20 protein-coding genes are annotated in these 18,479 nt (G+C 69.9%); 5 read left to right on the plus strand and 15 right to left on the minus strand.

All coding sequences use genetic code 11. The annotated features are described in order from the left end of the window. Positions 1–40: 40 nt before the first annotated feature. A complete protein-coding gene (gene greA / locus ABIE65_RS17830; protein ID WP_354079546.1) occupies positions 41–514 on the plus strand; it encodes a transcription elongation factor GreA in 474 nt (157 codons plus the stop codon). A gap of 58 nt (positions 515–572) precedes the next feature. Here the strand turns inward: greA and ABIE65_RS17835 are convergent, their stop codons facing one another. The 12 genes from ABIE65_RS17835 to ABIE65_RS17890 form a co-directional block, all read right to left on the minus strand. Beyond that, positions 573–1,421: a carbon-nitrogen hydrolase family protein gene (locus ABIE65_RS17835; RefSeq protein ID WP_354079548.1), complete on the minus strand. Its 849-nt coding sequence runs from the start codon at positions 1,419–1,421 to the stop codon at positions 573–575. Next, positions 1,418–1,681, minus strand: a complete 264-nt coding sequence (grxC, locus tag ABIE65_RS17840) for a glutaredoxin 3 (protein ID WP_354079791.1) — start codon at positions 1,679–1,681, stop codon at positions 1,418–1,420. The genes ABIE65_RS17835 and grxC overlap by 4 nt, the downstream gene beginning before the upstream one ends. 85 nt (positions 1,682–1,766) lie before the next feature. Next, on the minus strand, positions 1,767–2,555 hold the full coding sequence (locus ABIE65_RS17845; protein WP_354079550.1) for a double zinc ribbon domain-containing protein: 789 nt from the start codon (positions 2,553–2,555) through the stop codon (positions 1,767–1,769). A gap of 19 nt (positions 2,556–2,574) precedes the next feature. Further along, positions 2,575–4,158: a rhodanese-like domain-containing protein gene (locus ABIE65_RS17850; protein ID WP_354079552.1), complete on the minus strand. Its 1,584-nt coding sequence runs from the start codon at positions 4,156–4,158 to the stop codon at positions 2,575–2,577. Then, positions 4,155–4,781, minus strand: coding sequence for a cysteine dioxygenase family protein (locus tag ABIE65_RS17855; RefSeq protein WP_354079554.1), 627 nt, complete (start codon positions 4,779–4,781; stop codon positions 4,155–4,157). Before ABIE65_RS17855 ends, ABIE65_RS17850 begins: the two co-directional genes overlap by 4 nt. 97 nt (positions 4,782–4,878) lie before the next feature. After that, positions 4,879–5,322 (minus strand): MerR family transcriptional regulator, encoded by a 444-nt coding sequence (locus ABIE65_RS17860; RefSeq protein ID WP_354079556.1) that lies wholly within the window; start codon positions 5,320–5,322, stop codon positions 4,879–4,881. After that, on the minus strand, positions 5,322–5,630 hold the full coding sequence (locus ABIE65_RS17865; RefSeq protein ID WP_354079558.1) for an integration host factor subunit alpha: 309 nt from the start codon (positions 5,628–5,630) through the stop codon (positions 5,322–5,324). The genes ABIE65_RS17860 and ABIE65_RS17865 overlap by 1 nt, the downstream gene beginning before the upstream one ends. An 81-nt stretch (positions 5,631–5,711) precedes the next feature. Beyond that, a complete protein-coding gene (locus ABIE65_RS17870; protein WP_354079560.1) occupies positions 5,712–6,683 on the minus strand; it encodes a beta-ketoacyl-ACP synthase III in 972 nt (323 codons plus the stop codon). Further along, entirely contained in the window at positions 6,683–7,729 is a 1,047-nt protein-coding gene (gene plsX / locus ABIE65_RS17875; RefSeq protein ID WP_354079562.1) for a phosphate acyltransferase PlsX, read from the minus strand. The genes ABIE65_RS17870 and plsX overlap by 1 nt, the downstream gene beginning before the upstream one ends. Before the next feature lie 28 nt (positions 7,730–7,757). Further along, positions 7,758–7,940, minus strand: a complete 183-nt coding sequence (gene rpmF, locus ABIE65_RS17880) for a 50S ribosomal protein L32 (RefSeq protein ID WP_354079564.1) — start codon at positions 7,938–7,940, stop codon at positions 7,758–7,760. A gap of 123 nt (positions 7,941–8,063) precedes the next feature. Further along, positions 8,064–8,660 carry a DUF177 domain-containing protein gene (locus tag ABIE65_RS17885; protein ID WP_354079566.1) on the minus strand — a complete coding sequence of 199 codons (597 nt, stop codon included), beginning with the start codon at positions 8,658–8,660 and terminating at the stop codon, positions 8,064–8,066. Then, positions 8,660–9,232 carry a ubiquinol-cytochrome C chaperone family protein gene (locus tag ABIE65_RS17890; protein ID WP_354079568.1) on the minus strand — a complete coding sequence of 191 codons (573 nt, stop codon included), beginning with the start codon at positions 9,230–9,232 and terminating at the stop codon, positions 8,660–8,662. The genes ABIE65_RS17885 and ABIE65_RS17890 overlap by 1 nt, the downstream gene beginning before the upstream one ends. Before the next feature lie 105 nt (positions 9,233–9,337). On the opposite strand from ABIE65_RS17890, the gene ABIE65_RS17895 reads away from it, so the two are divergent. Continuing rightward, entirely contained in the window at positions 9,338–9,886 is a 549-nt protein-coding gene (locus ABIE65_RS17895) for an outer membrane protein assembly factor BamE (RefSeq protein WP_354079570.1), read from the plus strand. Between the two features lie 103 nt (positions 9,887–9,989). Here ABIE65_RS17895 and ABIE65_RS17900 read toward each other — a convergent pair whose 3' ends face one another. Continuing rightward, positions 9,990–12,101, minus strand: a complete 2,112-nt coding sequence (locus ABIE65_RS17900; protein WP_354079572.1) for a sodium-translocating pyrophosphatase — start codon at positions 12,099–12,101, stop codon at positions 9,990–9,992. 282 nt (positions 12,102–12,383) lie between these two features. Between ABIE65_RS17900 and ABIE65_RS17905 the strand changes: the two genes are divergently transcribed. Beyond that, the gene (locus ABIE65_RS17905; protein WP_354079573.1) at positions 12,384–14,144 is read left to right on the plus strand and encodes a gamma-glutamyltransferase family protein; all 1,761 of its coding nucleotides are present in this window, start codon (positions 12,384–12,386) and stop codon (positions 14,142–14,144) included. A 52-nt stretch (positions 14,145–14,196) separates the two neighbouring features. Continuing rightward, positions 14,197–16,389 carry an LPS-assembly protein LptD gene (locus tag ABIE65_RS17910; RefSeq protein WP_354079575.1) on the plus strand — a complete coding sequence of 731 codons (2,193 nt, stop codon included), beginning with the start codon at positions 14,197–14,199 and terminating at the stop codon, positions 16,387–16,389. A gap of 16 nt (positions 16,390–16,405) precedes the next feature. Here ABIE65_RS17910 and ABIE65_RS17915 read toward each other — a convergent pair whose 3' ends face one another. Then, complete coding sequence (locus ABIE65_RS17915) at positions 16,406–16,963, minus strand: cysteine dioxygenase family protein (RefSeq protein ID WP_354079577.1); 558 nt, start codon at positions 16,961–16,963, stop codon at positions 16,406–16,408. Between the two features lie 92 nt (positions 16,964–17,055). Then, on the minus strand, positions 17,056–17,877 hold the full coding sequence (locus tag ABIE65_RS17920; RefSeq protein WP_354079579.1) for an enoyl-CoA hydratase/isomerase family protein: 822 nt from the start codon (positions 17,875–17,877) through the stop codon (positions 17,056–17,058). Between the two features lie 158 nt (positions 17,878–18,035). Here ABIE65_RS17920 and ABIE65_RS17925 point away from each other — a divergent pair, with 158 nt between their 5' ends. Further along, complete coding sequence (locus ABIE65_RS17925) at positions 18,036–18,437, plus strand: rhodanese-like domain-containing protein (protein ID WP_354079581.1); 402 nt, start codon at positions 18,036–18,038, stop codon at positions 18,435–18,437. The last annotated feature ends 42 nt before the right edge of the window (positions 18,438–18,479 follow it).

The following is an 18,479-nucleotide window of genomic DNA, read 5'->3' on the forward strand; positions in this document are numbered from 1 at the left end:
GGCGTGTGCCTATGTTGCGTTTTCTCTCTGGAGTCGCGAGATGGAAAAGGTCCCGATGACGCCCGACGGGTATGCCCGGCTGCAGGATGAACTGCGCCGGCTCAAATCCGAAGAGCGCCCGGCCATTATCCGCGCCATCGCCGAGGCGCGCGAGCATGGCGACCTCTCCGAGAACGCCGAGTACCACGCCGCCAAGGAGCGTCAGGCCTTCACCGAGGGCCGCGTGGCGGAACTCGAGGACAAGATCAGCCGTGCCGAGGTCATCGATCCGCGAAAGATGTCCGGCGACAAGATCATGTTCGGCGCCACGGTGAAGATCGTCGACGAGGACACCGACAAGGAACTGACCTACCGGATCGTCGGGCCCGACGAGTCCGACATCTCCAAGGGCCTCGTCTCGATCAGCTCGCCCCTGGCGCGCGCGCTGATCGGCAAGAGCGCCGGCGATCAGGTGGAAGTCGAAGCCCCCGGCGGCTCGCGCTCCTACGAGATCCTGACGATCGTCTACGAATAGACGGCGCCACCAAAACGCCCGCCTGCCGGAAGGGAGGCGGGCGTTTTTGCGTCGGGACCTATTCCGCCGCGCGCGCCCGAACGGGCACCGGGGCGTACGTGCGGTCGTGCTGGAGCGAGGGGATCATGCGGCGCGCCTCGTCAACACGGGCGAGGTCGATGTCGGCGACGATAAAGCCCGGCTCCTCGCCGCCATCGGCCAGGACCTCGCCCCACGGGTCGATGATCACCGAGTGGCCATAGGTCTTGCGCCCGCCCGCATGCTCGCCGCACTGGGCCGCCGCCACGACGAAGCAGCCCGTCTCGATCGCCCGCGCGCGCAGCAGCACGTGCCAGTGCGCCCGGCCCGTCGGCCGCGTGAAGGCCGACGGCACCGTCAGCATCTTGGCGCCGGCATGCGCGAGGTCGCGGTAGAGATAGGGAAAGCGCATGTCGTAGCAGACGGTCATGCCCAGGTCGCACCAGGGCAGCGCCGCCATGACCGCCGCATCGCCCGGCCGGTAGGTGCGCGATTCGCGGTAGGACTCGCCGTCGGCCAGGTCGACGTCGAACATGTGCATCTTGTCGTAGCTGGCGACCACCGCGCCCTGCGGATCGAACAGGACCGACCGGTTCGCCACGCGCTCGGGCTCGACCTTGACCGTCAGGGAGCCGGCGAGCAGCCAGGCGCCCGTCTCGCGCGCCAGGTCGCGGAAGGCCTGCAGGCCGCGGTGGGCCGCCTCCTCCTCCGCCTTGCCGAGCACCGCCGCACGGCGTGATTCGATCATCAGCACGTTCTCGGGCGTGGTGATGAAGTCCGCACCGGCGTCGCGCGCCCGGCGGATGCCGTCCGCGACGATCCGCGTGCCCTCTTCCGGGTCCGGCCCGGTGTTGGTCTGGACGCAGGCCGCCTTGAACGTGGTGCTCATGCCGTGCCTCCGAGGAGCGGATCCAGTTCGCCCTTGCGGTCGAGTGCGTGGATCTCGTCGCACCCGCCCACATGCAGGCCGTCGATGAAGATCTGCGGCACGGTCCGCTTGCCGCCGGCCCGCTCCATCATCTCGCGCCGGCGCAGCGGTTCCGCGTCGACGTCGATTTCCTCGAACGCCGCACCCTTGGATTCCAGCAGCCGCTTCGCCCGGTGGCAATAGGGGCAGTACATGCTGGAATAGATCTCGACCTTGGCCATGCGAAAGCCGCCCTCCTGCTTCGCGTCCGCGGACATGCGGACTCCCGAGGATATAGTCACGCCGCCGCCGCCATCCACCACCCCCCTAGGGCGCGGGGCGGACGACGCGCGCCAGGGTCAGCACGTCGACCGAGGCGGCCCCGGTCCGGCGCAGCACGCGCGCGCAGGCGGAGACCGTGGCACCGGTCGTCAGCACGTCGTCGACCAGCACCACCCGCCGCCCGGCGAGACGCGCACCGCGGCGCGGGTGCGGCCGGAAGGCGCTGCGCACGTTGTCGGCGCGCTGCGTCGGGGTCAGGTGGCCTTGGGACGCCGTCCGCCGCCACCGCACCAGACCGTCGGGCAGGACCTCGATGCCCGTCTCGCGGCCGATCCGCAGCGCGAGCAGCGCGGATTGGTTGAAGCGCCGCGCCAGCAGCCGCGTCCAGTGCAGCGGCACCGGCACGATCAGGTCCGCATCCCGCAGGATCTCGGCACCCACCTGCACCATCCAGCGCGCGAACAGCGGCGCCGTCTGGGTGCGATCGCCATGCTTGAAGGAGAGGATCAGGCCGCGGCTCTCGTCGTCGTAGCGCAGCGCCGCGCGGCACCGGTCGAAGGCCGGCGCCTCGCGCGTGCAGGCGCCGCAGAGCGCCTCGGCGCCCGCATCGTGCTCGAACGGCAGGCCGCAGCAGCGGCACCAGGGCGCTCCGAGGAAGCCGAGCGTGCTCCAGCAGCGGGCACAGACGGTGCCGGCGCTCGCCACGCCGGTGCCGCACCGCATGCAGCGCGGCGGCAGCAGGAAGTCCAGTGCCGCCGCCCCGACCCGCCGAGCGGATGTCCCTGCCGCCGATATCCCGGCGGCCGATGCCCGAACGGAACGCGGCACGAGCATCGGCGCCTCGGCCCGTGGGTCAGGCCGGGACGGCCCGGAAGCGCACCGTGCCCTCGCGCTCGATCTGGCGGACCAACTCGACCTCCCAACTCAGGTATTCGCGCATCGCGTCCTCGATGCCGTCGTCGCGGTCGTAGGGGCGCAGCGCCACGTCGTCCGTCTCGTCGGCCATCCGCTCGCGGCCCTCGGCCAGGGGCAGTCCGGCGAGCCGCCAGGCCGGCGTGCCACCCGCCAGCACCCGTATCGGCCGATCGGTCAGCGCCTTCGCGTCGACCGCCGCGAGACGCGCCAGCGCATCGTCCGACGCCGTCAGCACGACCGTGCCCGCGCCGTCGGCCGCCGCCAGGACCTTGGCCAGCCGCGACCGCACGCCCCACACGGCACCCGGAATGTGCGCCTTGCGATAGGTGCGGCTGTCGGCGAGATCGATCACCACCGCCTTGCCGCCGTCGAGCAGCGCCGCCAGTTCGGCCGGCGCGATCTCGTCGACCGGCTCCACGCCGACGACCTGCGCCGGCTGCGGGCCGCTCACGAGACCGGAGGACGGCAGGCCGCCCGCCAGCACGCGCACCTCCCAGCCGATCTGCACCAGCCAGTGCGCCGTCATGGTCGCACGCACGCCGTTGTCGTCGACCAGGACGAGCCGGGCGTTGCGCACGCCGACATAGCGGTCGGTCGCCTGGACCAGCTGGCCGCCCGGTGCAGAAACCGCTCCGGGCATGTGGCCGGCCGCATATTCCTCGGGGCTGCGTACATCGAGCAGGAAGGTCGTGCGCGTCGGATCGCGCTCCCAGGCCGACAGGCCCGCGGCGTCGATCGTCTCCACGCCGAAGCGTGCCGCGACCGCGGCGGCTGCCTGCTGCGCCTGCGACAGCGTCGCGCCCGACGGTGCCGGAGCGTGGCGGCGATTGCCGCGCTCCAGGTCGAGACCGGCGAGGTGCCAGCCCATGGTGCCGTTGCGCAGCGCCACCACCTTGTTCGGAATGCCGGCATTGATCAGCGACTGGGCGCCGATGATGCTGCGCGTGCGGCCGGCGCAGTTCACCACGACCGTGGTGTCGGGCGTCGCGGCGACCTCGCCGACGCGATAGACCAGTTCGGCGCCGGGGCAGCAGACGCCGGAGGGGATGTTCATCACCTCGTATTCGTCCATCGGCCGGCTGTCGAGGACCACCAGCTTCTCGCCGGAGTCCATCATCGCCTTCAGCTCTTCGGCCGAGACGGAGGGCGTATGGTATTCGTGCTCGACGAATTCGCCGAAGGCCTTGGTCGGCACGTTCATGCCGCTGAAGACCTCGAAGCCGGCGGCGCCCCAACCCGGCACGCCGCCCTCCAGGATTGTCGTGTCGCCCCAGCCGAGCGCGTTCAGACGCGCCGCGGCGCGCTCCGAGAGGCCGTCGCCGTCGTCGCACAGGACGATGCGGACATTGCGGCGCGGCACCAGGTCGGCCAGCTTCAGCTCCAGGCGGCTGAGCGGCAGGTTGACCGCCCACAGCAGGTGGGCGTGGAAGAACCGACCCTCCTCGCGCACATCCAGCAGGGCCAGCTCGGCACCGTCGAGAAGCATCGCATGGAGGGCGGCGGGTGCGACGGTCGCGGTCATGCCGAAACTCCCGCCACACGCGTGATGTAGGGCTGCGCCGGGAACACCTTGTAGGTGCCGGCGGCCATATCGTACTGCACCCGGCCCGGCAGCTGCTCCAGGCTGCGGCCGTACAGGTGGAAGTGCCGCGTCGGCGTGCTGCCGAAATTGTGGATGGAGTGGATGTCGTCCGGCATGTAGGCGATGCTGTCGCCACGGCGGAGCATCTTCGTGCGGACGACCTCCACCTGCCCCCTGCCCTCGACCGAGCCGTCGTCGGTGCGGCGGTAGATGCGATTCTCCTCCTCGCCGCCCATGCCGGCGATGATCGCCCAGGTGGTGTGGTCGTGCGGCGGCGTCTGCTTGCCCGGCATGCCGCAGGACAGGTACAGCGCGAAGCGGCCGTCCGGATCCTCGCTCAGCAGATAGATCACGTTTGGCTTCTCGGCGGTCGGCGACGGGAAGGTCTCCTCGCCGAACAGGTCGGGGCGCTCGGTCAGCGCCTGCACCTTCTCGCGGATTTCCTCCAGGGCCGCGGGCGTGATGCCCTTCGCCGCCTCGATCGCGCGGACGTCGGCGAGCAGCGCCGCCAGTACCGCCTTGCGCTCGCCCGCGATGTCGGGCTTCTGCTGCGCGAGAGCCATGTCTTCGCCTCTTCCTTGGGTCGTGCCGAGGATCTTCCCTCGGGGCCGGACTCTACGTCCGGCACGGCGCGTCCTCAAGCCGGCGGCGAGAGGCGGGTCAACCGGCCTTGTCGTCGAGCAGGCGGCGCAGCGCCTTCAGCTCGGTCAGGATCTCGGAGAGTTCGCCGCGGGGATCGGACGGCACCGCCTCGGCGGCCTCCTCGGCGCCGTCCTCGACGTCGTCCGCGTCGTCGGGACCGCCGCGCGCCGACGGATCGCGGAGCACGCGCTGCGCGCCCTTGATCGTGTAGCCCTCGGCGTGGAGCAGGGTCTTGATGCGCCGCAGGAGCTCGACGTCCTCCGGGCGATAGTAGCGCCGCCCGCCGCCCCGCTTCAGCGGCGAGAGCACGGGGAACTTGGTCTCCCAGAAGCGCAGCACGTGCTGGGGAAGGTCCAGGTCGGTCGCAACCTCGCTGATCGTCCGATAGGCGGCGGGAGACTTGCCGCGCCGACCGTTCGCCGAGAAGAGAGAAGACTGCTCGTCGGTACCGTTGCCACCCATCAGCGAGCTGGCGCCTCCGGACGGTTGATGCGTCCCTTGAGCACGTGCGAGGGACGGAAGACCAGCACGCGGCGCGGCAGGATCGGCACCTCTTCGCCCGTCTTCGGGTTGCGCCCGATGCGCTGCCCCTTCTGGCGCACGCCGAAGCTGCCGAAGGAGGAGATCTTCACCTGCTCGCCGCGCGCGAGCGCATCGCCGACCTCCTGCAAGACGGCCTCGACGAGATCGGCGGAATCGCTTCGCGACAGACCGACTTCCCGATAGATCGACTCCGCCAAGTCCGCGCGGGTGACGGTCTTTCCGGACATGAGCTCCTCACACGCGTAGTGGTTGGAACGCTAGTCCTCATGCGGGGGTGGGGTCAATCGCGCGCTTCGGATTCAGACCGATTACCACCGGACGAGGCCGGCTCCCCAGGTGAAGCCGCCGCCCATCGCCTCCAGCAGCAGCAGGTCGCCGCGCTTGATCCGGCCGTCGCCCACCGCCTCGGCGAGCGCCAGCGGCACGGAGGCGGCCGACGTGTTGGCATGGCGCGCGACGGTCGACACGACCTTGGTGGGCGACACGCCCAGCTTCCGGGCAGTGCCGTCGAGGATGCGCTGGTTCGCCTGGTGCGGCACCAGCCAGTCGATGTCGTCGGCGTCGAGCCCGTTCGCGATCAGCGCCTCGTTCACCACCGCGGCCAGATTGGTCACGGCGTGCTTGAAGACCTCTCGGCCTTCCATGCGCAGATGGCCGACCGACTGGGTCGCCGAGGGACCGCCGTCGACATAGAGCAGGTCGCGGTGCCGGCCGTCGGAATGGAGATGGGTCGACAGGATGCCCCGGTCCGACGAATTGCCGGCACCCTCGGCCGCGCGCAGCACGACGGCGCCAGCGCCGTCGCCGAACAGGACGCAGGTGCCGCGATCGTTCCAGTCGAGGATGCGCGAGAAGGTCTCCGCACCGATGACCAGCGCCGTCCCGGTCTGGCCGGCGCGGATGAAATTGTCGGCGATGGACAGCGCATAGACGAAGCCGGAGCAGACCGCCTGCACGTCGAACGCCGCGCCGTGATACATGCCGAGCCCGGCCTGCACGGTCGTCGCGGTCGAGGGGAAGGTATAGTCCGGCGTCGCCGTGGCGAGGACGATCAGGTCGACCTCGTCGACCGATACGCCGGCGGCCTGAAGGGCCGCCTCGCTCGCCCGGAGCGCCAGGTCAGAGGTCTTCTCGCCCTCGGCGGCGATGCGGCGCTCGCGGATGCCGGTCCGCGCGACGATCCACTCGTCGGACGTGTCCAGCCGCCGGGCGAGTTCCTCATTGGTGACGATGCGCTCCGGCAGGTAGGCGCCGCAGCCCAGGACTTCGGATCGAATCATCAACCGGCCACCGCTGCCTGCGGCCCGGAGCCGCCATAGAGACGCTCCATCTCGGACCGCATCCCCTCCATGAAGCCGTTCCGCTGCATGTCGATGGCGACGCAGACCGCGTTACCGAAGCCGAAATCGTCCGAACCGCCGTGACTCTTCACGACGATTCCGTTCAGGCCCAGGAAGACCGCGCCGTTGTAGCGCCGCGGATCGAGCCGACCGCGGAGCTTGCGCAGGGCGCCGCGCGCCAGGATGTACCCCGCCATCGCCAGAACCGAGCTCTTGAAGCTTTCCTTCAGGAAGCCGGCACAGAGCTGGGCGGTTCCCTCGGCCGTCTTCAGGGCGACGTTGCCCGTGAAGCCGTCCGTGACGACCACGTCGACGGTGCCCGCGGGAATGTCGTTGCCCTCGATGAAGCCCCTGAACTCCATCGGCAGGTCGTCGGCGCGCAGGCGCGCCGCCGCGCCGCGGAGCGTCTCGTTCCCCTTCAGTTCCTCGGCGCCGACGTTCAGCAGGCCGACCGTCGGGCGCTCGATCCCCAGCACGACCTTGGAGAACAGCGCCCCCATCACCGCGAACTGCACGAGGTTCTCGGTGTCGCACTCGACGTTGGCGCCCAGGTCGAGCATCGCGCACTCGCCGCGCGAGGTCGGCAGCATGCCGGCGATCGCGGGCCTGTCGACGCCCTTCGGCGTGCGCAGCACGAACTTCGAAATCGCCATCAGCGCGCCGGTGTTGCCCGCCGACACGACGGAACCCGCCAGCCCGTCGCGCACCGCCTCGACGGCGAGCCACATGCTCGACGTCCGGCCGGTGCGCAGCGCCGCCGAAGGTTTCGTGTCGCTCGTGATGCGGTCGCTCGTATGCCGTACCTCCGACCGCTCGCGCAGACGGGGCAAAGCGGCGAGATGCGGCGAGATCGCCGCTTCGTCACCGAATATCAGGAACCGCACATCCGGGTATCGCTCCCGCGCGATGTCCGCGCCGCGGAGAACGATGTCGGGAGCCCGGTCGCCACCCATGGCATCGAGCGCGATCGTCAGGCGATCGCCCAATCGCTGCTTTCCTCGCTCGCGGCCGGCCTCAGCCGGCCTGCTGGTCTACGACTTCGCGTTCGCGATAGTGGCCGCACGATCCGCAGACGTGATGCGGCATCTTCCGCTCGCCGCAGTTCGGGCACTCGGTGTGCGCGACGGGAGAGAGCGCGTGATGCGAGCGGCGCATATCCCGACGGGACTTGCTTGTTTTCTTCTTGGGAACGGCCATGATTCGGTTTCCGGTGAGCTGAAGCGGCGTTCTTTATCGCAATTCACCCCGAGGAGCAACGCCCGCCCTCTGTGGGTCATGGTTCCGGTTGTGGTCTGTCCTCGCGGCCTCTCGGCCCTGCCCTCACTCGCGCTTCAGATGCGCGAGCGCCGCGAACGGGTTCGGTCTGGTTGCAGCGGCATCGTCCGCGCCGCCGGCGGCCTCGTTCTCGTCGCTGTCCGGCGCCGGCAGCGCCTCGTCCGCGGACGGCGCCCGCGGATAGGGGTCGAGCGACACCGCGAACTGCTGGACCACCGCCTCGCCGATGTCGATGGCGTCGCCCTCGATCGGTTCCGGCGGGTCCTCGGCATCCACGTCCACCTCGATGGGGCCGGCCTCGGTGAAGGCCGGGTCGGCACTGAAGGCGGTCTCGAACGTCTCGGCCAGATGCGCCGGCACCGGGTCGGTGGTGACGACGCAGAACTGCGCCAGATCCGCCTCGAAACGGCCGTAGACGCGATAGATGCCGCCGCGGCCGAGGGCCTCCACCGTCACGTCGGCCTCCAGCCTGTCGAGCGACGACAGGTCGAAGCGGCGCTCCAGCGCCCGGCGCTCTTCGGGAGTCGCCGAGATCGTCTTGTGCAGGCCCGACCGCCCCACCTGGCCGAGCCGCACCAGCCGGGAGAATTCCGGTGCGGCCGCCGGCGCGGCCGGCCCCTCGAAATGCGCGCGCGAGGGCATCAGACTGCCTCCGCCGCCGGCGGTGCCGCGAAGTGCACGCGTCCAGCCAGCAGCTCCGTCATCGGCTGGTCGCGCAACGAGGCCTCGGCCCGGCGGATATAGGCGGCGACCGCCTGCAGCACCGGCGCGTCCACCGCGACGTCGCCGTCGGTGACGGTGCCGTAGAGGTTGCGCCGCACGATTTCCATCAGATAGGCGTCGTCGCCGGCGAGGCCGTCCTCGTAGGCGGCGATCCGCCCGTAGAGCGCCTTAGCCATGTCCTTGACCTTCTTGCCGACGGACAGGTCGCCGACGCCGATCTCGCGCAGATTCTCGTCCATGTCCAGGAACATGGTGTCGAACAGCGACTGCGCCAGCCTCTGCGGTCGCGCGCGCTCGCCCGAATCCGACCCCAGCCGCCGCAGCACCAGGAACACGTGCAGGGCGATCGTCTCGAATCGGCCGTCCAACGTGTCCGGCACGCCGCAGTCCGCGAAGAAGGCCGGATCGCGTGCCTGCGTCACCGCGCTGCGATACAATTCGCGCGCCGCCGCTGCATCGGGGTCCTTGCGGAATGACTGGAAAAGTCGCATCTCGTTCGGGTTCCAACCGGCAGCAGGCCCAGCGGGAGCCTTACGGCCGACCCGGCGGTGTTATGTAGGTCGCGGTCGGTGCGACGCAACGGAGAACGGCGAAACGTGAAGACGAAGCATTCGTTGGCGCCGATGCGCCCTCTGACGGCACGCCTCCTCGCCGGCGCCCGCCGTGGCACCCTGGTCGTCGCTGCGGCGGCGGGCCTCGCCGCCTGCACCTCGACGGTCGAACAGCACGGTCACGTCCTGCCGGAGCGGGTCGTCAGCGAGTTGAAGCCCGGCCTCGTGACGCGCGACGGCGTCGTGGCCCTGCTCGGTACGCCGTCCACCGTGGCGCCCTTCGACGACAAGGTCTGGTACTATATCAGCGAGGATCTGAAGACGGTCGCCTTCCTGCGGCCGGACGTGGTCGACCGCACGGTGCTGGTCCTGCGCTTCGACGACGAGGGCATGCTCAGTGACGTGTCGACGCTCGATGCCGATGCCGGCACCGAAGTCGCGGTGGTGACGCGCGAGACGCCGACCGCCGGGCACGAACTGACATTCCTCGAACAGCTTCTCGGCAATGTCGGCCGCTTCAACAGCGCACCGAGCAACGGCAGTGTCCTTCCCGGACCGGGCAGCGGCGGCACCGGTCCGAACGGCGGTCGCTGACCGCAGGTCTTTCTGCGCATTTCCCTCGGCAGGAATGCGGAAGGCCCCGGCGGGAAACCGCCGGGGCCTTCTTTCGTAGGGGCTTCCGCCCCGCGCACGACGATCAGTGCGCCAGGATCGCCAGCAGCAGCAGCGCCACGATGTTGGTGATCTTGATCATCGGGTTGACCGCGGGGCCGGCGGTGTCCTTGTAGGGGTCGCCGACCGTGTCGCCGGTCACCGCCGCCTTGTGGGCGTCGGAGCCCTTGCCGCCGTGGTGGCCGTCCTCGATGTACTTCTTCGCGTTGTCCCAGGCGCCGCCGCCCGCCGTCATCGAGATGGCGACGAACAGGCCGGTGACGATCACGCCCAGCAGCATCGCGCCGACGGCCGAGAAGGCGGCCGACTTGTCGGCGATCAGCAGCACGACGAAGTAGACGACGATGGGCGCCAGGACCGGCAGCAGCGAGGGCACGATCATCTCCTTGATCGCCGCCTTGGTCAGCAGGTCGACGGCGCGGCTGTAGTCCGGCTTCGCCGTGCCTTCCATGATCCCCGGAATCTCGCGGAACTGGCGGCGAACCTCCTCGACGACCGAGCCGGCGGCGCGGCCGACGGCGGTCATCCCCATCGCCCCGAACAGGTAGGGCAGCAGGCCGCCGAGCAGCAGGCCGACCACGACGTAGGGGTTCGACAGCGAGAAGTTCAGGACGACGTTGGCGAAATACGGGTACTCCGTCGGATTGGCGATGAAGAAGTCCAGGTCGGAGGTATAGGCGGCGAACAGCACCAGCGCACCCAGGCCGGCCGAACCGATCGCGTAGCCCTTGGTGACCGCCTTCGTGGTGTTGCCGACCGCGTCGAGCGCGTCGGTGGTCACCCGGACTTCCGGGGGCAGGTCGGCCATCTCGGCGATGCCGCCGGCATTGTCGGTGACCGGGCCGTAGGCGTCGAGCGCCACGACCATGCCCGCCAGCGCCAGCATGCTGGTGACGGCGATGGCGATGCCGAACAGCCCGGCGAGGCCATAGGTCGCGATGATCGCCATGCAGATGATGATCGCCGGCACCGCCGTCGCCTCCATCGAGATGGCGAGGCCCTGGATCACGTTCGTGCCGTGGCCCGTGGTCGAGGCCTGGGCGATGCTCTTCACCGGCCGGTACTGCGTGCCGGTGTAGTATTCGGTCACCCAGATCAGCAGGCCCGTGACCACCAGGCCGATCACGGCGCAGACGAACAGCGAGAAGCCCGTGAAGGTGGCACCCGCCGCGGTCATCTCGGTGCCCAGGCCGACGACCCAGAGAGTGATGAAGAAGATGCCCACCAGGGACAGGCCGGCGGAGACGACGAAGCCCTTGTAGAGGGCCTTCATGATGTTGTTGTCGGGGCTCAGCTTGACGAAGAAGGTGCCGATCACCGAGGTGATGATGCAGATGGCGCCGATCGCCAGCGGATAGGCCATCATCGCGGCCATGGTATCGGGCTGCGCGACGAAGAAGATCGAGGCCAGGACCATCGTCGCCACGACGGTGACGCAGTAGGTCTCGAACAGGTCGGCCGCCATGCCGGCGCAGTCGCCGACATTGTCGCCGACATTGTCGGCGATCACCGCCGGGTTGCGCGGATCGTCCTCGGGAATGCCGGCTTCGACCTTGCCGACCAAGTCGGCGCCGACGTCGGCACCCTTGGTGAAGATGCCGCCGCCGAGCCGGGCGAAGATCGAGATCAGCGACGCGCCGAAGCCGAGCGCCACCAGCGGATCGATGATCGCGCGTCCCGTCGCGTCCATGCCGAGCAGGACGAAGTAGTAGCCGGCGACCGCGAGGAGGGCGAGGCCGGCGACCAGCATGCCGGTGACCGCACCCGCCTGGAAGGAGATGTGCAGGCCGCGGGCGAGACCTTCCCGTGCCGCCTCGGCGGTTCGGACGTTGGCGCGCACCGACACGTTCATGCCGATATAGCCGGCGGCGGCCGACAGGACGGCACCGATCAGGAAGCCGATCGCTACCATGATGCCGAGCAGCAGCCAGAGCAGGATGAAGATCACGACGCCGACCATGCCGATCGTCGTGTACTGTCGGTTGAGATAGGCGCGCGCACCCTCTTGGATGGCTCCGGCGATCTCCTGCATCCGGGCCGTGCCCGGACTCGACGCCAGAACCGCGCGGCTGGCGTAGACGCCATAGCCCAGCGCGATCAGCCCCGAAATGATCACGAACCAATAAACGGCTGTCATCCCTGATTCCTTGTTGTGGGTCGTTATCCGCGGGCGGCTGTATGGCTTGGCTGCGTCTGCCTGGCGGTCGTTCCTCTTGGTGTGAACCCGGCCGGCAACATGCCAGATCGTCGCACCCCCGGGTACAATGCCCCGTTACGCCGGACCTCGCAATTGGCTGATTCCAACGCGGTTTTCGCGGGCGGCGATCCCCCTGCACCGCCCGCGGGAGGCTTTCCTTGCCTCCCCGGGCGGCGGCGCTAGAGTAGGGGCCCGTTTCGCCAGGCCCCGGGGCTCGCCGCCATGTTCACCACCCGACCCGAGATCCTCGGTACTTTCGGCGTCTGCGCATCGACCCACTGGCTCGCCACGGCCACCGGCATGGCGATCCTGGAGAAGGGCGGCAACGCCTTCGACGCCGCCGTCGCCATGGGCTTCGCCCTCCAGGTGGTCGAACCGCACCTGAACGGCCCTGGCGGCGACATGCCGATGCTGATGTACAGCGCCAGCGAGGGCCGCCTGCGCACCGTCTGCGGCCAGGGCGTGGCGCCCGCCGCTGCGACGATCGGCCGCTACCGCGACCTCGGGCTCGACATGGTACCGGGCACGGGCCTGCTCGCCGCCTGTGTGCCGGGGGCGTTCGACGCCTGGCTCACCATGCTGCGCGACTACGGCACGATGCCGCTCGAGGCGGTGCTGACGCCGGCCATCGCGTTCGCCGGCAACGGCTATCCGCTGATCGACCACATCTGCAACACCATCGCCTCGGTCCGCGACCTCTTCCTCGCCGAGTGGCCGACCTCCGCCGCGATCTATCTGCGCAACGGCGACGTGCCGGCGCCCGGCACCGTCTTCCGCAACACCGCCCTCGCCGAGACCTACCGCCGCCTGCTGCGCGAGTCGGACGCGGCCGGCGGCGCCCGCGAGGCGCGCATCGACGCCGCGCGACGCTGTCTCTCCCAGGGCTTCGTCGCCGAGGCGATCGACCGCTTCTCGCGCACGCAGGAGGTCATGGACACCTCCGGCCGGCGTCACCGCGGCCTGCTCACCGGCGACGACCTGGCGCGCTGGCAGGCGACCTACGAGGAGCCGCTGACCTACGACTATGGCCGCTACACGGTCGCCAAGCCCGGCCCGTGGGCGCAGTCGCCGGTCTTCCTGCAGCAGCTTGCTCTGCTCCAGGGCTTCGACCTCGCGGCGATGGACCCGCTCGGCCCCGACTTCGCGCACACCGTGATCGAGGCGGCGAAGCTCGCCTTCGCCGACCGCGAAGCCTATTACGGCGACCCGAACTTCGTGAACGTGCCCGTCGAGACCCTGCTGTCCAAGGCCTACAACGACGCCCGCCGCGGCCTGATCGGCGACGCCGCGTCGCTGGAGCTGCGGCCGGGTGCCATCGAGGGCTTCGACCCACGCGTCAAGGTCGGTACCGGCACCGCCGGCGACGCGGCGGGCGCCGGCGAGCCGACCATGGCGAAGATCGACGGCGACACCTGCCACATCGACGTCATCGACCGGCACGGCAACATGGTTTCGGCCACGCCGTCCGGCGGCTGGCTGCAGAGCTCGCCGGTCATTCCGGAACTGGGCTTCTGCCTCGGCACCCGCGCCCAGATGTTCTGGCTGGAGGAAGTCGGCCCCGGCAGCCTGGAGCCCGGCAAGCGGCCGCGCACCACCCTGTCCCCCTCCTTCGCCTTCCGCGACGGCGAAGCGTGGATGCCCTTCGGCACCCCGGGCGGCGACGGCCAGGACCAGTGGACGGTCATCTTCTTCCTGCGCCACGTCCATCACGGCATGAACCTGCAGGCCGCGATCGACGCACCGACCTGGCAGACGGCACATTTCCCGAGCAGCTTCTTCCCGCGCCAGGCGAGCCCGGGCAAGGTCGTCGTGGAGGGGCGCCTGCCCGCTGCCACGATCGAGGAGCTGCGCCGCCGCGGCCACGTGGTCGAGGTCGGCGGCGACTGGAGCCAGGGCCGCCTCAGCGCCTGCGCCCGCGACGGCGAGGTGCTGAAGGCGGCGGCCAATCCGCGGCTCATGCAGGGCTATGCGATCGGACGGTGAGGCCGCGCCCGCACACGCCACCGCCCGCCCCTCGCCGAGGCCTGGACGCCCGATGACGTCGCTCCCGACGCGGCTCGCCGCGAGCCTTCTGCTCGGCACGGCCATCGCCCTGGTCGCGCCGATCACCGCCGCGGCCGCGCAGTGGACGCCGGTGGAGTCGCGGGCCCCCGTCCTGCTGACCGCCGACGAGATCGTGCAGGAGGGCGATACCGTCGTCGCCCGCGGCAGCGTCGAGGCCGCCCGCGACAAGCGCGTGCTGCGCGCCGACCGGATCAGCTGGAACCGGCAGACCGGCGTCGTCTCCGCCGAGGGCAACGTCTCCCTGACCCAGGACGACGGCAACGTCGTCTTCGCCGACACGGCGCAGATCACCGAGGATCTGCGCGACGGCGTGATCGCGGAACTGCGCCTGCTGCTCAGCGACGATTCGCGGCTCGCGGCGCGCAGCGCGCGCCGCACCGGCGGCGACCGGACGGTGATGCGGCAGGCCGTGTACTCTCCCTGCGCGCTCTGCGCGGCGGACCGCACCAAGCCGCCGCTGTGGCAGATCAAGGCCGGCGAGGTCGTCCACGACGAGGTCCAGAAGGAGATCGTCTACAAGGACGCGGTGCTGGAGATGTGGGGCGTGCCGGTGATGTACGCGCCCTACTTCTACCACGCCGATCCCAGCGTGAAGCGCAAGACGGGCTTCCTCGCGCCGACCTTCGGCAGCGACAGCGACCTCGGCCTCTATGCCCGCACGCCGTTCCACGTCGCGATCGCGCCGAACCAGGATGCGACGCTGACGCCGATCTTCCTCAGCAAGGAGGGCCTGGTCGGCGCCGGCGAGTACCGCCATCTCGGCGAACGCTTCCTCGTCGAGGTGGAGGGCAGCGGCGGCCAGATCGATCGCGTGCGCAGCAACGGCGATGTCGACCGCAACGACTGGCGCGGCCACTTCAAGGCCGGCGGCGGCTACGACATCGATCCGAACTGGCGCGCCAGGGCGAACATCTACCGCACCACCGACGACACCTATCTGCGCAAGCTGGACTTCGACGACACGCCGACCCTGCGCAGCGAGGCCTATGTCGAATATTTCAAGAACCGCACCTGGGGCACCGTCGGCGCCTCCACGGTCCAGGAACTGCGCGACGACGTCTCGAACGACGCGACCCCGACGGTGCTGCCCGGCGCCACCTTCGACTTCGTCGGTCAGCAGGGGCCGAACGGCTACTGGACGGCGAACGCCAATGCCGCCGTCTTCATGCGCGACGAGGGCACCGAGAGCCGGCGCCTCTCGGTCAGCGGCGGCTGGCACATGCCGATGCCGACGGTGGACGGCCACCTGTTCGACTTCTCGCTCGGGCTGCGCGGCGACGTCTATTCGGTCGAGAACGTGCCGGACGACGGCGGGACGCGCGACGGCATCGTCGGCCGCCTGGTACCGCAGGCCGTGGCGAGCTGGCGCTATCCGCTGGCCCGCACCACCGCAGCGATGACCCAGATCATCGAGCCCGTGGCGATGGTGGCGCTCGCCCCCAGCAACGTAAACCCCGACCGGATCCCGAACGAGGACAGCGCGAACTTCGAGTTCGACGACCTGAACCTGCTGGAGGCCAACCGCTTCCCCGGCTACGACCGGGTCGAGGGCGGGCAGCGCCTCACCTACGGCCTGCGCGCCGCCGCCTATTTCGTCGAGGGCGGGCAGGTCGAGGCCTTCGTCGGCCAGAGCGCCCGCAACGGCAGCGACGATTTCGACCGGGGGTCGGGCCTGGGGGACGGGCTGTCGGACATCGTCGGCCGGCTGCAGGTGACGCCGTCGGAGTGGGTCGACCTGCTCTACCGGTTCCGTCTCGACAAGGACGACATGGCGTTCCGGCGGAACGAGTTCACCGTGCGCGCCGGGCCGCCGCGCCTGCGCGTCAGCGCCGAGTATCTGCAGCTGGATTCGGCAGGGGCGACCAGCGCGATCTTCAATCGCCGCGAACAGATGCGCGTCGCCGTCACGGCCAAGCTGACGAACTATTGGAGTGTCTTCGGCAGCCATCGCCGCGACCTGGAGGAGAACGACCCGCTGCGCACGCAGCTGGGCTTCTTCTACGAGGACGAGTGCTTCGGCTTCCAGACGACCTATACCCGAGACTACACGTCGGACCGCGATATCGACGAGGACGAGAAGATCCTGTTCCGCGTGATCTTCAAGAACCTGGGCGCCCTGTCCTTCGGCGAAAGCTTCGGCGGCGGCTCCCGCTCCGACCGCTGACGCCCGCGCGCGGCCGTCAGGCGGCGTAGGTGCGGCCGACGCTGCTGGCGACGACGGCGGGATCGAAGCCGTAGACGTGGATCGAGATCGCGGTCGCCGTGCCGGCGTTGGCGATCCGGTGGATGTCGTCGGCGCCCGGCTCCAGCGCCCGCACGGTGCCCGTACCGCACCGCGTCTGCCGCGCCGGCCGGGCCGCGTCACCGTCCGCCACGAAGCCCTGCTCGACCAGGACGCCGCGGTGGACGCCCATCACGCACCAGCAGCTGTGGTCGTGGATCGAACTCCCCTGCCCCGGCTGCCAGACCATCGCCCAGATCGAGAAGCTGCCGTCTTCCGCGGCATGCAGCAGGTTGCGCGCGTAGCATTCCTCGGCCGGCAGGCAGTCGGCGGGCGTCAGCAGGGCCGGGTCGCCGAGAAACGGCGCCAGGCCGTCGGCAACGCCGCGCGCACCGCCGGACTGCGCCAGCGCCGCCTCGATCTCGCGGACGAGATCGGCGAGCGGTGCGGTCCCGGTTGCGCCGGTGGCGACGGTTTCACGTTCGGCGACGGGTGCGGATATGGCCGTGGCGGGCATGAAACGCCGCTCCTCCCTACTGACATGTCAGAGACATGTTTAAAGGGAGACCAGCGGCGTTTCAACAGCTTCGGCCGCAGCGGGGGGGGCGGCTACCGGCCGCCGGCCTCCTTCGCCATCGCCTCCCAGTTGAACAGCGGCGGCTGCTTGTCGACGAACCGCGCAACCGCCTGCTTGTGATAGTCGCCGGCACGCGCGATCGACTGCGCCATCGCCTCCAGTTCAAGCATGGTCTTGAAGTCGGTCTCGAACGACTGGTTGAGCAGGTTCTTCGACATGCCCAGCGCCTCGGTCGAGGCGTTCTTGAAGCGGCGCGCGAACGCCTTCGCCCGATCAAGGAAGCCCTCCTCCGGCCAGATGTCGTAGATAACGCCCATCTGCTTGGCTTCTTCCGCGTCGATCAGACGGCAGGTGTAGACCAGTTCCTTCGCCTTCTGCAGCCCGATCAGCCGCGGCAGGTAGTAGAGCCCCGCCCAGTCGGGCACGAGGCCGATCCGGTTGAACGAGGCGGCGAAGCGCGAGCGCGGCGTCGCCACGATGAAATCCGCCGCCAGCGCCAGGCAAAATCCGGCGCCCGCCGCCGCACCGTTGACGGCGGCGATCACCGGCAGCTCCAGGTGGCCGACATCGTACATCCGGTGGTGGCTGGCCCGCATGCGGGCCCGCGCATCGTAGGTCGTGGCCGTCGCCCGGCTCTTCATGCCCTTGATGTCGCCGCCGGCGCTGAAGGCAGTGCCGGCGCCGGTGATCACCACCGCCTTCACCGTCTTGCCCGCCTCGGCGGCGAGCCAGGGCAGCAGCTTGTCGAAATCGCCGCGCATCTCCTCGCTCAGCGCGTTGCGCGCCTCGGGCCGGTTGAGGGTGATGACGCCGACCTCGTCCTCGACCTCGAACAGGATGTGCTGAAACTCCATCGCTTCCTCCTCGCGTATGCGTGCTTGGCCGCCAGTGTCGCGCCGGCCGGCGAAGGCGGCAAGCGGGGCCCCGTTGGCGCCGGCACCGCGACGGGCCTATGCTGCCCGCGACGCCGGGCCGACGGGCCGGCGGACGGACGAAACGAGGGAGTGAGGGCATGGCCCTGAAGAAAGGCTACAAGCAGCTTCTCGCCGAGGCGAACGAGCGCATCGAGACGATTCCGACGGCCGACGCGATCAAGCTGCACGGCGATGCCGACACGGTCTTCGTCGACATCCGCGACCCGCGCGAGCTGGAGCGCGACGGCATGGTCGAGGGCGCCTTCCATGCGCCGCGCGGCATGCTGGAGTTCTGGGCCGACCCGGAGAGCCCCTACCACAAGGAGGTCTTCGCCTCCGGCAAGCGACTGGTGCTCTACTGCGCCAGCGCCTGGCGCTCGGCCCTGTCCGCCGACACGCTGACGCAGATGGGCGTGCCGCGCGTGGCGCACATCGAGGGCGGCTTCACCGCCTGGAAGAAGGACGGCGGCCCGGTCGGGGAGAAGCCGAAGAAGGGCTGACGTCGACGCCGGGAGCGGCACTGCCGCTCCCGATGCAGCGCC

It is taken from the genome of Constrictibacter sp. MBR-5 (assembly GCF_040549485.1).
GTDB lineage: Bacteria > Pseudomonadota > Alphaproteobacteria > JAJUGE01 > JAJUGE01 > Constrictibacter.